The sequence below is a fragment of the Spartinivicinus marinus genome (assembly GCF_026309355.1).
In the GTDB taxonomy this organism is placed as follows: domain Bacteria; phylum Pseudomonadota; class Gammaproteobacteria; order Pseudomonadales; family Zooshikellaceae; genus Spartinivicinus; species Spartinivicinus marinus.
The window spans coordinates 4977911-4993913 of sequence record NZ_JAPJZK010000001.1; the positions used below are offsets into that span (position 1 = coordinate 4977911).

The 16003-nt window shown below is 44.0% G+C and carries 13 protein-coding genes; 12 read left to right on the top strand and 1 reads right to left on the bottom strand.

The features are described 5' to 3' along the window. Positions 1–8: 8 nt before the first annotated feature. Complete coding sequence (locus tag OQE68_RS22355; RefSeq protein ID WP_180567511.1) at positions 9–1853, bottom strand: carotenoid oxygenase family protein; 1845 nt, start codon at positions 1851–1853, stop codon at positions 9–11. 346 nt (positions 1854–2199) lie between these two features. Here OQE68_RS22355 and flhA point away from each other — a divergent pair, with 346 nt between their 5' ends. The 12 genes from flhA (at position 2200) to OQE68_RS22415 (ending at position 15962) form a co-directional block, all read left to right on the top strand. Next, on the top strand, positions 2200–4338 hold the full coding sequence (flhA, locus tag OQE68_RS22360; protein WP_180567510.1) for a flagellar biosynthesis protein FlhA: 2139 nt from the start codon (positions 2200–2202) through the stop codon (positions 4336–4338). A 130-nt stretch (positions 4339–4468) separates the two neighbouring features. After that, a complete protein-coding gene (flhF, locus tag OQE68_RS22365; RefSeq protein ID WP_180567509.1) occupies positions 4469–5791 on the top strand; it encodes a flagellar biosynthesis GTPase FlhF in 1323 nt (440 codons plus the stop codon). Between the two features lie 180 nt (positions 5792–5971). Next, positions 5972–6793, top strand: a complete 822-nt coding sequence (locus OQE68_RS22370) for a MinD/ParA family protein (RefSeq protein WP_180567508.1) — start codon at positions 5972–5974, stop codon at positions 6791–6793. 11 nt (positions 6794–6804) lie between these two features. After that, positions 6805–7542 (top strand): RNA polymerase sigma factor FliA, encoded by a 738-nt coding sequence (locus tag OQE68_RS22375; protein ID WP_180567507.1) that lies wholly within the window; start codon positions 6805–6807, stop codon positions 7540–7542. A gap of 93 nt (positions 7543–7635) precedes the next feature. After that, entirely contained in the window at positions 7636–8016 is a 381-nt protein-coding gene (cheY, locus tag OQE68_RS22380; RefSeq protein ID WP_434801420.1) for a chemotaxis response regulator CheY, read from the top strand. Positions 8017–8025: 9 nt separating this feature from the next. Continuing rightward, positions 8026–8814: a protein phosphatase CheZ gene (locus OQE68_RS22385; RefSeq protein ID WP_180567505.1), complete on the top strand. Its 789-nt coding sequence runs from the start codon at positions 8026–8028 to the stop codon at positions 8812–8814. A 12-nt stretch (positions 8815–8826) separates the two neighbouring features. After that, positions 8827–11172 (top strand): chemotaxis protein CheA, encoded by a 2346-nt coding sequence (locus OQE68_RS22390; protein ID WP_180567504.1) that lies wholly within the window; start codon positions 8827–8829, stop codon positions 11170–11172. A 42-nt stretch (positions 11173–11214) separates the two neighbouring features. Next, a complete protein-coding gene (locus OQE68_RS22395) occupies positions 11215–12357 on the top strand; it encodes a protein-glutamate methylesterase/protein-glutamine glutaminase (RefSeq protein WP_180567503.1) in 1143 nt (380 codons plus the stop codon). 171 nt (positions 12358–12528) lie between these two features. Next, positions 12529–13269, top strand: coding sequence for a flagellar motor protein (locus OQE68_RS22400; RefSeq protein WP_180567502.1), 741 nt, complete (start codon positions 12529–12531; stop codon positions 13267–13269). Positions 13270–13272: 3 nt separating this feature from the next. After that, on the top strand, positions 13273–14085 hold the full coding sequence (gene motD / locus OQE68_RS22405; protein WP_180567501.1) for a flagellar motor protein MotD: 813 nt from the start codon (positions 13273–13275) through the stop codon (positions 14083–14085). Between the two features lie 134 nt (positions 14086–14219). Beyond that, positions 14220–15017, top strand: a complete 798-nt coding sequence (locus OQE68_RS22410) for a ParA family protein (protein WP_180567500.1) — start codon at positions 14220–14222, stop codon at positions 15015–15017. Between the two features lie 3 nt (positions 15018–15020). Continuing rightward, a complete protein-coding gene (locus OQE68_RS22415; protein ID WP_180567499.1) occupies positions 15021–15962 on the top strand; it encodes a chemotaxis protein CheW in 942 nt (313 codons plus the stop codon). The last annotated feature ends 41 nt before the right edge of the window (positions 15963–16003 follow it).

The window sequence follows — 16003 nt, forward strand, 5'->3', positions numbered from 1 at the left end:
GACTAGCCCTAACTAAATCGAGGTAAAACATGGCTTTTGATGGCTTGTTGGACTTGGCGAGAGTGAGACGGTAGCTTTTCTTTGAAGTAACCAGCTATATCTGCTTTATAGGCATTAGCTGGACGAGGACCAATACTGTCTACCCATAATGCATGATTAGTCGTAGCGAAGTTAAGCTGCTGGCTGGCTAATATACAGATAGGGCCTTGTGCTAAATTCTTGCCATCAAATAACCAGTATTCTTTGCCATTGGTCAAGCCGTTGGTGGGGTATTTTCTCACAACAGGAGTAATAATATAGCCATCATCCTGATCAAATGATCCTCTTCTTGGTAAAAACTGAGCTGTTTGCATAACACAGTCATTTGGGAAACTAAACTCATCAGTAATAGACATTTGCTGACAATCCATATGCACCAGTGCGGATGGGTTCATTTCAGTGGGTAGCGTTTCATTGGTATATAAACGGTTTGGGTAATTTTGGTAAGCTTTAGCGACCCTTGTAACTACATGTTCTGGGCGATAACCGATAGCAACCCAATAAATATGTTTAAACTCATCAGGAAACTGATACTGACCTTTATAAGCAGGAACATTCATATCCCACAACAGTTTTTCGTCTCGTATGACTTTATACCCAGACGTGATTTCTTTTATGGAATCATAGTTTACTTTGACTCTTGCTCTAACAAGACCTCCTACATCGACTGGAGCTACGGGATAGCCAGAAATATCCTCTAGAACTCTGCCTCCAAAAAATAGCTTCTCATAATAAAACTGTGGTTCAGATTTATCCATTGCACCTAAATAATGACCATAAAAAGTCAGCTCATCATCATAATCATCATAATTACACATAATATCTGAGGTATCGAAATCTAGGATAATAGTGTCGGCAACAACTTTACTATTGCTCTCGTATAGGTCAGATTTTCGAATAACCCAAATAGGCGTTTTATGCTCTTGAGGGGTAATAATTTTTGTGCCTAGTACACGAGTGTTTTCTACTCGTGATGCTGTTTCGAAAATAATAATATGATTGCGAGTGACACCAAGTGAGTGAGAGGTGGTAGAAATATAGATATTATTTCCTTCCCGGTTAACAATCGTCCAGCTATTGAAACGACTTTCTCTATCCCACTTAATCAATCTGACAAAGCCATGGCGAGTACCAGTTGTGCCCATATTCCCACCGTAATTCATGGTATAACACTCACCTGTTTTAAAGTCAAAATAGGGGTGAGCAGTGGTACGTATTTGTGGAAATAACCACTTATCTGGCGCAAATGCTTCTGCAATGGGAGGAAGGCTGGACTTCCAATCGCTAACTTCACCAATAGGGGTAATTAAATCAAGTGTTGAACCATCAAACTCGTAAGGAATGCCACCTTCATAATTTAAGGCGAATCGGTTATCTCCCATGTAAATAGGTGCGGTATTACAATAATTCATAAAACCTAAATTAGGGCTAAAGTAAATAGTGCCGCCTAGCAGATAGAATTTATCTAAAAAACTATCTACATGATTTTGCATGATAGCTGATGGAGTATTAATCATATTACGAGCAAAGCTGGCACCACTATTGGTAAAGTCAACCCGTGTTAAGGCCCCTTTGCTATTAGGTGTAAAGTGATTCTTTTCCAGTGGAATCCCTTCGGCGATAAATATATGTCCATAGATGTCGTAGGGTAAAGTACCAGCAATAACATCTAATGAACCAGAAGAAGGCTGTAAGCTGCCATCCATTATAGAGTTAGGAAAAAAAGAATTATCAATAGCTGTATTTTCTGAAAGTGCGATGCTAGGCATTAATCCTGCGACACCAGCAGCTTTAATAAAGTCCCTTCTTTTCATAAGTACTCCTATCCATGTGAGCAAAAAGATTACATTTATATTATTATTTTATTATGCTTGTGATTAATTTTTTATGTCGATAACCGTTGAGACTAGTTCAGCATATTACACTAAATTCAAATTTGGCAATAAAAATTTACATTTTAATTGCTGTTTCATTGGTATAAATCAAGCCTAATTAAATACCGGCTAATAAACGGAGCCGCTGATGTAAAAAATACTGTAAGGGTGCTATTTGGTATGGCTGTTTTTTGTTGCGGAAAGCTTTTTGCATCATCTGCCACTGCTGTAAGAAATTTGGCAGTAGCAGGATAAAAGATGCACAACGAAGGGTAAGAGCAACTCCATGGACAAAGCAGCAGTTGTTGAAGGTATTAAGGGGATAGGTCGAGGTAGTTTTGGGGTGCCACTGCTGCTGTTAGCGCTGCTGGCGATGATGACGTTGCCAGTTCCTCCTTTTATACTGGATGTGCTCTTTACCTTTAATATCACTTTATCGTTAGTCGTTTTGTTAGTCAGTGTTTATACTCTGCGCCCCTTAGATTTCGCTGTTTTTCCTACCATTTTATTAGTCGCCACTTTATTACGTTTAGCATTAAATGTTGCTTCAACCCGCGTAGTGTTACTCCGTGGTCATGAAGGTGGCGATGCTGCAGGGAAGGTGATTCAAGCGTTCGGCGAGGTGGTGATTGGGGGGAATTATGTGGTTGGTTTGGTGGTGTTTGCCATTTTAATGATCATTAATTTCGTGGTAGTCACTAAAGGGGCGGGCCGTATATCTGAAGTCAGTGCAAGGTTCACCCTGGATGCGATGCCAGGTAAACAAATGGCCATTGATGCTGATTTAAATGCGGGCCTGATTAATCAGGATGAAGCCCGTACACGGCGGACAGAAGTGGGTCAGGAGGCTGATTTTTATGGTTCAATGGATGGTGCCAGTAAGTTTGTTCGGGGTGATGCAGTTGCAGGGCTTTTAATTTTATTTATAAATATTATTGGTGGTTTGAGTATTGGGATGATTCAGCATGATTTATCTTTTCCTGTGGCCATGCAGAATTATTCATTACTAACGATTGGCGATGGGTTAGTCGCGCAAATTCCTTCCTTATTACTATCAACAGCAGCTGCCATTATTGTGACTAGGGTGTCTGATGCGAAAGATATGGGCCACCAAGTTATTCAACAAATGTTTGCTACACCTAAGGCGTTGGGTGTGGCTGCAGCCATTTTAATAGTGATGGGATCTATCCCAGGAATGCCTCATTTGGCTTTTTTGGGGTTGGGCTTATTAGCCGCAGGTGGGGCTTTCTTGATTCATCGTCGGGCTCAGCCAAAAGTGAAAACAACAGGAGAAGGGCAATTGCCTGCTGCACCAGGTCAGGAAACAGCAGAATCAGCAGGGGTATCTGCAGCAGCACCGGAGGTAAAAGAGTTAGGTTGGGATGATGTTACCCCGGTCGATATGATTGGTTTAGAAGTTGGTTATCGGCTAATTCCTCTTGTGGATAAGACGCAGGGAGGAGAGTTGTTGAGCCGAATTAAAGGGGTCAGAAAAAAATTGTCTCAAGAGCTGGGGTTTTTGATGCCTTCGGTGCATATTCGTGACAACCTGGATTTATTACCCAACGCCTATCGTATAACGTTAATGGGGGTGACAATCAGTGAGGCAGAAGTACACCCAGATCGTGACTTGGCAATTAACCCTGGTCAAGTTTTTGGCTCATTACAAGGGATTGAAGCCAAGGACCCTGCGTTTGGTTTGGATGCCATTTGGATTGAGTCAAACTTAAAGGAGCAAGCCCAAACCTTGGGCTATACCGTAGTGGATGCATCCACCGTGGTTGCTACACATTTAAATCAGATTATCCATAAACATGCCCATGAGTTGATTGGTCATGAAGAAGTACAACAGATGTTGGACTTATTAGCCAAGCAGTCGCCGAAGCTGGCTGAAGATTTAGTACCCAATAAATTATCCATCAGTTTATTACTAAAAGTGCTGCAGAATTTATTACTGGAAAAAGTCCCAGTTAGAGATATTCGAACCATTGCCGAAGCTTTGGCGGAAGCTGCAATGATCAGTCAAGATCCTGCCACACTCACCGCCGCTGCCAGAGAGGCTTTATCTCGATCTATCGTCCAAGGGTTGGTGGGTACTGACCTGCAAATTCCGGTCGTTACTTTAGCACCTCAGTTGGAACAGATGTTGCTGCAGTCTGTACAACAAGCGAAACAGTCTGGTGCTGCAACGATTGACTCAGTTGTGTTAGAACCGGGTATGGCAGAGCAGTTACAGCAGTCTTTGGCTGAAGCTTGTCAGCGGCAAGAGCTAGCCGGAAAACCTGCCATATTATTGGTGGCAGCACTGATCAGGCCGTTTTTAGCTCGATTTGCCCGGTTTGGTGTGCCGAATTTACATGTGCTTTCTTACCAGGAAGTACCTGATAACAAGCAGGTCACAATAGAAGCAACCGTCGGCCAGTAACATAATTAGCCAGCAATAAGGCTGGTTAAGGTAAGGCTACATGGTGAGTCTAAACAACTTACGTGGAACGTTGCGCCAAAAGACTTAAGTTGTAGTGTTTTGGCCGTTGAGTGCGCAGGGGTTAAGTGGCATGACAATAAAACGTTATTTTGCAGCGGATATGCGACAAGCCATGCGGCTGGTGAAAAATGATCTAGGGCTTGATGCAACGATTTTAAATCAACAAAAAGTGGCGGGGGGGGTTGAGGTATTAGCGACTTTAGAATTACCCCAGCCAACCAGGCCACCAGGTCCTGTGACACCTGAACCTTTATTAAATGAGGAAAAACAACAGCTGCGTGTGGCAATTAACCAAGCGAAGCAGGTGATTAATCGTGCTCAGCAGGGCAGTGCTACAACAACCGATGTGAATTTACAGCTGCGGGCAACGTCTGGCGTAAAGTCAGCTGATAAAATGGATACGACAGTAACATCTGTTGTACAACCTAATGTCACTGATCATCAATTTAGTGCATTGCAAAATGAAGTCAGTGGGATGCGGGCATTACTAGAACAACAGTTAGGGCAGTTGGGCTGGTTAAAATACTGTAAGCAAAATCCGGCTAAGGCACAGCTTTGGAAAAAATTACAGGCGATAGGTTTTAGTGGCCATTATTGTCAACAGTTACTAGCGAATTTACCTCTACAACAACAAGGCCTTGATGCTTGGCGACATGTATTGGCCAATCTGGTGAAGAAATTACCTATTACCTCTAAAGATATTGTTGATCAAGGGGGGATTTTTGCTTGTGTCGGTCCTACTGGCGCAGGGAAAACGACGACTATTGGTAAACTTGCTACCCGTTATGCATTAAAACACGGTACCGATAAACTGGCATTAGTCACCATGGACACCTTTCGAATTGGTGCCACGGACCAAATTAAAACCTTGGGTAAAATATTAAATGTACCCGTTAAAGTGGTGGGAGATGGCCAGCAATTACAAGCCGTGTTAGATAGCTTTCAGAAAAAATCGTTGGTCTTAATTGATACGGCGGGGCTTAATCACCAAGATCCCAAATTGCAGCTACAATTATCTATATTGAATCAGGTGAGGCCAATGGTGCGAAGCTTGCTGGTTTTAGCGACAACCAGCCAGCAACAAGTGCTGCAAGTGGCTTATAACATATATAGTCAAACTCGGTTGGTAGGGGGGGTGTTAACTAAACTGGATGAGGCTTCCAGGCTGGGGGAAGCAATTGAGCTGCTAATGGATAAACACCTTGCGGTTTCTTATGTCACTGATGGCCAGCGGATTCCGGATGATATTCACCAAGCACGAGCTTATCAATTGATTAGTCGTGCGGTGGCCCTCAGCCAACATGCTGAGTTAGCAGAAAATGAGCTAATGTCAGCTTATATGCAGGCCAATCCTGTAGCTGTAACACCTCCTATGCAAGCCAATGTTGGTTAATAACCCTGTGCCCAATGAAAAGGGGATGAGAATAATAAATAAGGCGCTAAGGGGAGTACCTCCATATAGCGTGCTCCTTATTATCTGTACTCAGTTGAAGAGTATGGTGGCAATGAATGAGTTTTAGGAGGTTGATGCGATGAGCTATTCATTAAGGATATAACCAGGATTATTCCGCATATGATCAAACATCCAGTACAAGTAGTGGCAGTGACCGGAGCAAAAGGGGGAGTAGGTAAAACAAATCTAGCAGTAAATTTGAGCATAGCATTGGCGGAACTGGGGCGGCGGGTGATGCTGCTAGATGCTGATTTAGGGTTGGCAAATGTAGATATTTTATTGGGCTTATCCCCGACTCGGAATATGGCAGATGTATTGGCTGGGCGCTGTGATTTAAGAGATATTATTTTACAAGGCCCGGGTGGTGTTCGAATTATTCCTGCTTCTTCCGGCACTCAGAAAATGACTGAGCTGAGTCCCCAGGAACATGCGGGAATGATTTCAGCCTTCAGCGAGCTCAGTAACCAATTGGACATGCTAATCATCGATACCGCAGCGGGTATTTCCGATACGGTCATTAGTTTTGTTCGAGCGGCGCAAGAATTAATTATTGTTGTTACTGATGAGCCTACCTCAATTACTGATGCTTACGCTTTGATTAAATTATTGCACCGTGATTATGGTTTATTGCGGTTTCGAGTCGTGGCTAATATGGTGAGAACTCAGCAGGAAGGCCATAATATATATAATAAACTAGCCAATGTAACTGATCGATTTTTAGAAGTGGCACTGCAATATTTGGGTGCTATCCCGCAGGATGAGGCTGTACGAAAGGCTGTTATGCGGCAACGTGCTGTTATTGATATCTACCCCCGTTCTAAAGCTGCTGTGGCAATTCGAGCACTAGCACAAAAAGTCGATGCCTTTCCTCTCCCGTCATCACCGCGAGGTCATTTAGAATTTTTTATTGAAAACCTGGTTGCTGGTGAAGTAGGAAGGTAATAGGCAATTTTATGGTGTCGAATGAAGCCGGTTTGTATTCTAAGTCAGGACAGCAATTTAACCAGCAATTAATTGAACAATATACTGGTTTAGTGAAACGAATTGCCCATCATTTAGCTGCCCGGCTGCCATCTCAGGTGCAATTAGATGATTTATTACAAGCAGGCATGATAGGCCTATTAGAGGCTGCTAAAAAGTATGATGGGAGCAAAGGTGCCACCTTTGAAACCTATGCGGGTATTCGCATTCGCGGCGCTATGCTTGATGAAATTCGCAAAGGGGATTGGGTACCTCGCTCGGTACATCGAAATAGTCGGCGGATTACAGAAGCAATCAGTGGGCTTGAAGCGAGACTTGGACGCGACGCAAAAGATGGAGAAATTGCAGAAGAATTAGGATTGAGCTTAACTGAATACCATCAGCTGTTAAGTGATACAGCTTCAAGCCGGTTATTTAGCTTTGAAGAATTACTGAGTAGCCAAGATGGAAGGCACTCTTGGTTAGCGGATCAACAACAATCATCGCCGCCAACCAAGCATCAAACTGAGCAATTTAAAAAAGCACTGGCTAAAGCCATTGCCACGCTACCGGAACGAGAGCAGTTATTGCTCTCACTCTATTATGACGAAGAGCTTAACCTCAAGGAAATTGGCATGGTATTGGGGGTGAGTGAGTCACGTGTAAGTCAGCTTCACAGTCAAGCTGCTGCTCGGCTTCGAGCACGTCTGCAAGACTGGGCAGTTGAATAGACTGGCACCCTCTTAATGACCTACTAGACTAGTAAGTTAGATGTTCAGCACAAACATCAATGTGGCTTGATGGAGGTCGCTTTGGACAAAAATATGAAAATTCTGATCGTAGATGATTTCTCTACGATGAGACGGATTATAAAAAACTTGTTACGTGACTTAGGTTTCACTAATACGTCAGAAGCTGATGACGGGCAAACTGCACTACCTATGTTGCAAAGTGGTGGCTTTGATTTTCTGGTGACCGACTGGAATATGCCGGGTATGACAGGTATTGACTTACTCAAAGCTGTAAGGGCAGACCCAAAACTAAATGCACTTCCTGTTTTAATGGTAACTGCTGAAGCCAAGCGCGATCAGATTATTGAAGCTGCTCAGGCCGGTGTGAATGGCTATGTAGTAAAACCTTTTACTGCTGCGGTGTTGAAGGAGAAAATCGAAAAGATTTTCGAGCGTGTTGAAGCAGGTGGTTAAGAGGTATATATGTCGCTGCTTGATAAATTAAAAGACCAGGCACCCACTGAATTTGAAACGAGCCTGAAAGAGCAGGCTCAAAAAATGGTGGAGCATCTGGAAAAAGGCAATTTAAAAGATGCCATAGAAGTCATTCAGGAAATTAACGAGGTTAGGGATAAAAGCTTATATAAAGAGGTAGGCAGACTAACCCGGGCATTACATGAGTCGATTCGAAACTTTCATGTTGAAGCGGGGCTGGCAGGTGGCGATCAAGAAAATATGTCAGATATGGTGGACGCTTCTGATCGTTTGGAATATGTCACAAAGATGACTGAAAGTGCGGCAAATACCACCATGGATTTGGTGGATAACTGTATGCCGATAGTCGGTGAATTAAAGTCTGATGCTCATAGCTTACGAGATGAGTGGTCAAAAATTCGCAAGCGACAAATGAACCCTGATGAATTTAGAAAGCTTTATAAACAGATGGATGAGTTTTTAGATCGCAGTGAAAAACAAGTTAATCAAGTCCATAGCAACTTAACTGAAATTTTAGTTGCACAAAATTATCAGGACTTAACTGGTCAGGTTATTAAAAGAGTCGTTGAGCTTGTTCAGCAGGTAGAAGACAGTTTAGTTGACCTCGTCAGGATGGCGGGTCAGGTAGATAAACTGACTGGTATTGAACATGAAATAACAGTAACTGAAGAAGATTCTATCGCTGCTGAAGGTCCACAAATCAAAGCAGAGGAACGGGTCGATGTAGTGTCAGGCCAAGATGATGTTGATGATTTGCTTTCTAGTTTGGGGTTTTAGGGGAGCTGTCTCATGAGTTTCGAGGCTGATGAAGACATCCTGCAGGATTTTTTAGTCGAAGCCGGAGAAATCTTAGAGCTGCTTTCTGAACAGCTCGTTGACCTGGAAAATAGCCCCGATGATATGGATTTATTAAATGCTATTTTCCGGGGATTCCACACCGTTAAAGGAGGAGCAGGGTTTCTTCAATTAAATAGTCTTGTTGACTGCTGTCATGTGGCTGAAAACGTTTTTGATATGCTGCGTAACGGGCAGCGGAAGGTCTCGACTGAATTAATGGATGTGGTGTTGCAAGCACTCGATACCATTAATGAAATGTTCAGCCAGGTACGTGACCGGGTTGAGCCAACACCTGCTGATCCTGAGTTATTAAAGGCTCTGGCTGACTTAGCCCAGCCTGAAGGGGCTGCACCTGCCGCAGAAGCAGCTGCACCGCCGGAACCTGCACCTACTGAACCAGAGCCAGCCTCCACCACACCCCAGCAACCGACTGCGAATGCTGGCACTGAAGGAGGGGGGGATATCACTGATGCAGAGTTTGAAAAGCTGTTAGATGCAGTGGCAGATGAATCATCAGAGGTTAAAGCGGCAGCGCCAACCGCCGCTGGTGGTGATGAAATTACTGAGGATGAGTTTGAAGCGCTGTTGGACCAATTACATGGCAGTGGTCCTGTCAGTAGTGACGCAGCAACACCGCCTGAACCTCCCGCTAAAGCAGCTGAACCTGCACCAGCCACTACTTCGGCTGCAGCGCCACCCAGTGGTAGTGATGAAATTACAGAAGATGAGTTTGAGGCCCTGTTGAATGAGTTGCATGGCGGGAGTGCTCCAGTTGGCCAGGCTACTACTCCAGCTGAAACAGCGGAGGCTCCACCCGCTGCGACTACACCTGCTGCCCCTGCAGGCGCTCCAGCAGCTGCCGCAGCCAAAACAGGAAGCGACTTGATAACGGAAGCTGAGTTTGAAAGCCTGCTAGATGAACTACAAGGGAGCCCTCCTGCTGCACCTACTAAGCCTGCGGCAGCTTCCCCTCCACCAGCACAACCAGCCGCTACTGCGGCGCCAGTCAAACGAGAGCCACCGGCAGCAGCACCTCCAGCCAGTCCACCTAAACCGCCTGCGGCAGCCGAAGCCCGTCAACCAGCGGGTGGTGGCGGCAAACCCGCGCCAGCCAAAGAAGCACCGGCAGCAGAAGCAACCGTTCGGGTGGATACTGCGCGACTTGATGACATCATGAACATGGTCGGTGAGCTGGTGTTAGTCAGGAATCGATTGGTCAGGTTGGGTAACAAAAGTGGCGATGAGGTGCTATCAAAGGCCGTTGCCAACCTGGATGTAGTCACAGGTGACCTTCAGTTATCAGTGATGAAAACCCGGATGCAACCGATCAAGAAAGTATTTGGCCGGTTTCCTCGGGTAGTAAGGGATTTGGCTAGAAGCTTGAAAAAAGAAATTAATTTAGAGCTTGAAGGTGAAGAAACCGACCTAGATAAAAACCTAGTTGAAGCGTTAGCTGACCCTTTAGTGCATTTGGTCAGAAATGCGGTTGATCATGGTATTGAATCGCCAGAGGATCGTGAAAAAGCAGGTAAATCACGCAAAGGCACCGTCGTATTATCAGCCCAGCAAGAGGGCGATCATATTTTACTATCCATTGCGGATGACGGTGCAGGTATGGACCCTGATAAATTAAGAGGAATTGCTGTTTCTCGCGGGATTTATGAACAGGATGCAGCGGATCGGCTATCGGATAACGAGTGTTATAACTTAATTTTTGCCCCCGGTTTTTCAACTAAAACTGAAATTACTGATATTTCTGGCCGTGGGGTGGGCATGGATGTCGTAAAAAATAAAATCTCTCAATTAAATGGCACCATTAATATTGACTCAGTAAAAGGAGAAGGCTCTAAGCTTATTATTAAAGTGCCATTAACATTGGCAATTATGCCAACCTTAATGGTAATGCTGGAAAACCAAGCATTTGCTTTACCTCTAGTCAGTGTGAATGAAATTTTTCATCTGGATTTATCGAAAACTAATGTGGTAGATGGACAGGAAGTGGTGATTGTCAGAGAAAAAGCATTGCCACTGTTCCACTTAAAGCGTTGGTTAATTAATGGCAGACGATTTGATGAAAGTGATGTTACGAAGACAGAAGCTCATGTAGTCGTGGTATCTGTAGGTACACAACGAGTGGGGTTTGTCGTCGATCAACTCATTGGGCAGGAAGAAGTGGTCATTAAACCCCTGGGACAGACCTTGCAAGGCACGCCTGGGATGGCGGGTGCCACCATTACAGGCGATGGGCGAATTGCATTAATTTTGGATGTGCCTAGCTTACTGAAAGAGTATGCATAAACATGGTATTGACTTTGTTAGCTAACAAACAGGAGCGACTGGGTGGCCATTAGAGTGCTAATTGTTGATGACTCAGGTTTTTTCCGTCGCCGGGTCAGCGAAATTTTAAAAACAGACCCACAAATCCAGGTGGTGGGTACTGCAGATAATGGCAGAGAAGCGGTCGATAAAAATCTCGAATTAAAGCCTGATGTCATTACGATGGATTATGAAATGCCGGTCATGGATGGTATTACCGCGCTTGTTAAAATCATGGAAACTCATCCGACTCCTGTATTGATGTTTTCCTCATTAACTCATGAAGGGGCTCGAGTTACGTTAGATGCATTGGAAGCAGGTGCTGTGGATTATTTACCAAAAAACTTTGAAGATATTTCCAGAAATAGTGCTGAATTAAGAAAAACCCTTTGTGACCGCGTAAAAGCGGTCGCTCGTAGTCATATTCAAGGTAAAAGCATCGTTGCTGAACCTGCGGCTTCTCCCGCTCCGGCGGCTCCCGCTGCGCCAAAGACATCAGCCCCACCACCACCGACGGCCGCAAAACCCAAAAAAATCATTCATGACCTAGCCTCAAACGAAGCAGTTGCAGGTAAAGTGGTTACTTTTAATCGTGGCAGTGCTCGCCATAAACTGGTGGCTATTGGTACTTCCACTGGTGGCCCCGTTGCTTTACAAAAAGTATTAACCGCGTTGCCTGGTAATTTTCCTGCGCCTATTTTACTGATTCAACATATGCCGGGTACTTTTACTAAAGCCTTTGCTGAACGGCTTCATCGGCTATGTCAAATAAATGTAAAAGAGGCCGAAGATGGTGATCAATTGAAACCAGGGGTAGCCTTGTTAGCCCCTGGCGGTAAACAACTGATGGTTGATAGCCGAGGTGGAGGAACGGTTCGGGTACTGGCTGGTGATGAGCGGTTAAATTATAAGCCTTGTGTAGATGTGACCTTTGGCTCTGCTGCCAAAGCCTTTGGCGATAAAGTATTAGCTGTGGTGTTAACTGGGATGGGAGCCGATGGCAGGGAAGGGGCGCGAATGCTTAAAGCCAAAGGCTCAAAGGTGTGGGCCCAAGACCGGGAAAGTTGTGTTATTTTTGGGATGCCAATGGCCATCATTAATGCCAATTTAGCGGATGAAGTGGTTGGCTTGGAGAGCCTCAGCCAACGATTAGTAGAAGCCATCTAAGATATCAATTATTGAAGCAAGAGCATAACTCAAGAGTATACCTACTGCTGCAGAGCATTTTGATCAATTAACGTTAACAGGGAAGTAAAACTCAATATCTACATTTAAATACCTATTATATTAAGCACTTGTATTATATTCATACAATAAACAAGGATACAGCATTCATATATGGATGTGTTAAGTGTGGTGGGGGTTATCCTCGCTGTTTTAGCCATTATAGGCGGCAATTACCTGGAAGGGGGACATGCAAGCGCATTAATTAATGGCCCAGCTGCACTAATTGTATTTGGTGGTACCCTCGGGGCTGCCTGTATTCAAACTTCAGCAGTGAGTTTTAAACGGGCACTGCGAATGTTTTTGTGGATATTTATTCCACCACAGTTTGAAATTCAAGAAGGTATCAGCAAAGTCGTTAATTGGAGTATGACCGCGCGTAAGGAAGGGTTGCTTGGGCTAGAGGCAATTGCTGATTCCGAGATGGATGTCTTTGCTAAAAAGGGGTTGCAACTATTGGTAGATGGCAGTGAGCCGGAAGTGTTGAGAAATGTCATGGAAGTAGATTTATATGCGGTTGAAACCCGTGATATGCAGGCAGCCAAGGTGTTTGAAAGTATGGGCGGGTATTCTCCGACTATTGGTATTATTGGGGCGGTAATGGGGTTAATTCATGTGATGGGGAATCTGGCAGATCCTTCGCAATTAGGTGCCGGTATTGCCACAGCATTTGTTGCTACAATTTATGGTGTAGCCTTTGCTAATTTGTTTTTATTACCCGCTGCAAACAAGTTAAAGTTTTGTATTCATCGCCAATCCCTTTATCGGGAAATGATGATAGAAGGAATATTATCGATTGCTGATGGTGAAAATCCTCGTGCAATTGAACTAAAACTGCAAGGATTTACCAACTGATTTATGCCAAGACGACGAATGCGAGAAGAGCATGAAAATCATGAGCGGTGGTTAGTTTCCTATGCCGACTTTATTACCTTATTATTTGCTTTTTTTGTAGTAATGTATTCAATTTCTTCAGTGAATGAAGGCAAGTACCGTATTTTATCAGAAACCTTAGTAGGGGTTTTTAGTGAGCCAGATCGATCCCTAAAACCCATCCAAATAGGTGATATTACCCAGCGTTTTCCTGATAAACCAGTGGATATTATTCAAGTGCCAGATGCATTTGATATGACCTTGGATGACAGTAAAACTGAGCAACCTCAAGATGACACTTTGGCGCAGTTAGAAAGCCAGTTCAGTGAAACATTTTCAGACTTAATCAGTAAAGATTTATTAACCATTACGGGCAATGAATTGTGGGTAGAAATTGAATTAAAAAGCAATTTATTATTTCTCAGTGGTGACTCGATACCTTCTAATGCAGCCTTTGATATTATAAAACAGGTGGCAGATATATTGAAAAACTATCAAAACCCACTGCATATAGAAGGTTTTACCGATAATAGGCCAATTAATACTAATCAATTTCCGACCAACTGGGAGCTCTCTGCTGCAAGGGCGGCGGCAGTGGTCAGGCTATTGGCTAGTTATGGGGTAGATCCTAGGCGAATGGCTGCAGTGGGGTATGGCCAGTTTCAGCCTATTACAACCAACGATACCCCAGAGGGGCGGCGTCAAAATCGCCGAGTGATATTAGTCATTTCGAAAAATCTGGATGTTCGAAATAGTGTTAATACGGCAGGAGGGCGTAATAATCCTGCCAGGCCCTGACTATACTCTTAAACCTTCTGCTTAAAACAATAGCTATACTGTAATAATAATGATTGCTTGGCTTAATCCTTGCGTCTTTTGCCATTTAGACTTGTTGTAATTGAGTGGGAATTCAATTGGCATGGGAGTGAATAGTGAGAGTTTGGGCAGTATCTAATCAAAAGGGTGGAGTAGGTAAAACCACCACAGTTGTCACACTTGGGGGCTTGCTGGGTAGTGTAAATAAAAAAGTTCTGTTGGTTGATTTAGATCCCCATGCGTCTTTGACTTGTTATTTTAAGTATGACCCTGACCACCTTGAGCATAGTGTATTCGACTTATTTCAACATCAGGGTAATGTGCCAGAAAATCTGCCTGGTCAACTAGTGTTAGAAACCAGTCACCCTAATGTCAATTTTTTGCCTGCCACGACGGCTATTGCTACGTTAGAACGAAAGCTCGCCGGAGAAGGGGGATATGGGCTGGTACTATCAAAAGCACTGGCTCATTTATGGGAGCATTTTGACTTTGTATTACTTGATACGCCTCCTCAGTTAGGTGTACTAATGGTTAATGCCTTGGCTGCCAGTGAACGACTGTTGATTCCAGTTCAGACCGAGTTTTTAGCTATCAAGGGGTTAGAGAGGATGATGCATACCTTGGATATGATTAATCACTCTAGAAAAAAGCAACTCCCTTATTTGATTGTACCTACCCTCTTTGACCGACGTACCCATGCCAGTATTGCTGCTTTAAGAGCACTGCGGGCTAACTACTCTGAACAAGTCTGGCAGTCTTATATTCCGGTAGATACTAAGTTTCGCGATGCCAGTGAGCAGGGGGTTACCATTCATGAGTTGGATAACCACTCTCGTGGGGTAAAAGCCTATCAGCACTTACTAAAAGATTTATTAAACCTGCAAGCCAAGGTGATATCAAAGGCGGTGAGTTAGCTTATGAAGCCTTTAGAAGGACCTAATCAATCAGTAAATGATGCGTTGGAAGATTATTTGAGTGACCTGTTGCATGACAACCATGGTATAGCAGAGCCAGCTTTGGACAAGCCATTATCAACACAACACACGCAGCCAAGTAATGGAAGCTTGACAGCAGATGCAAGTTCAGTAAAGCAGGAAGCGTTAATGACTCAACCACAGGCATCATCGTCGCAGCAGTCAACAGCTGCTACAACTACCCGTCTACTTCCTGAGGTATTATTCCCTCAACAAGTATTAACCCCTCCAGTTGAAGCACTACAACAGACAATAGCAGCCCCTGAGCTAGATACCGTTACTGACTTACAAAAGCTGCAAAAGGCCTCTCTGGCTGAACTGATTATTGCTAAGGCTCAATCGGCACCGCCAGTCACAGCCGTTGATCAGGGAAGGCCTGATTGGGCTGAAAATCCTTTTGAATGCCTGTTATTCAATGTGGCAGGACTCACGTTAGCAGTCCCACTTGTGTGTTTAGGGGGTGTTTATCTCTTTAATGACTCAGTTACTCAAGTGGCTGGGCAGCCAGACTGGGTTTTAGGGCTCTATAAACACCATGATCAGTCGCTTTCTGTTGTCGATACCGCCTGGTGGGTGATGCCAGAACGTTACAAGACCCAAGCTAAGGATAACTATCACTATATTATTAGTGTTGATAAAACACGTTGGGGGATAGCGGTACATGATCTGGCCCATGCAGTTAGAATCAGTCCTGATGCGGTGAGATGGCGTACTAAGAAAACTCAACGGCCTTGGTTGGCTGGCATTGTGATTGATGAGATGTGTGCTTTACTGGATATAGCAAAACTGGCAAAACTATTTGATGAACAAGCGAGTCTGAACCGCTCATCTAATAATTCAGAAGCTGCTGATAGCAAAGATGATGGGCATGTTGCCAAAAAGTAAGCATTTTGATAGCCCTATATTATAGTTAAAGATGCAAACCG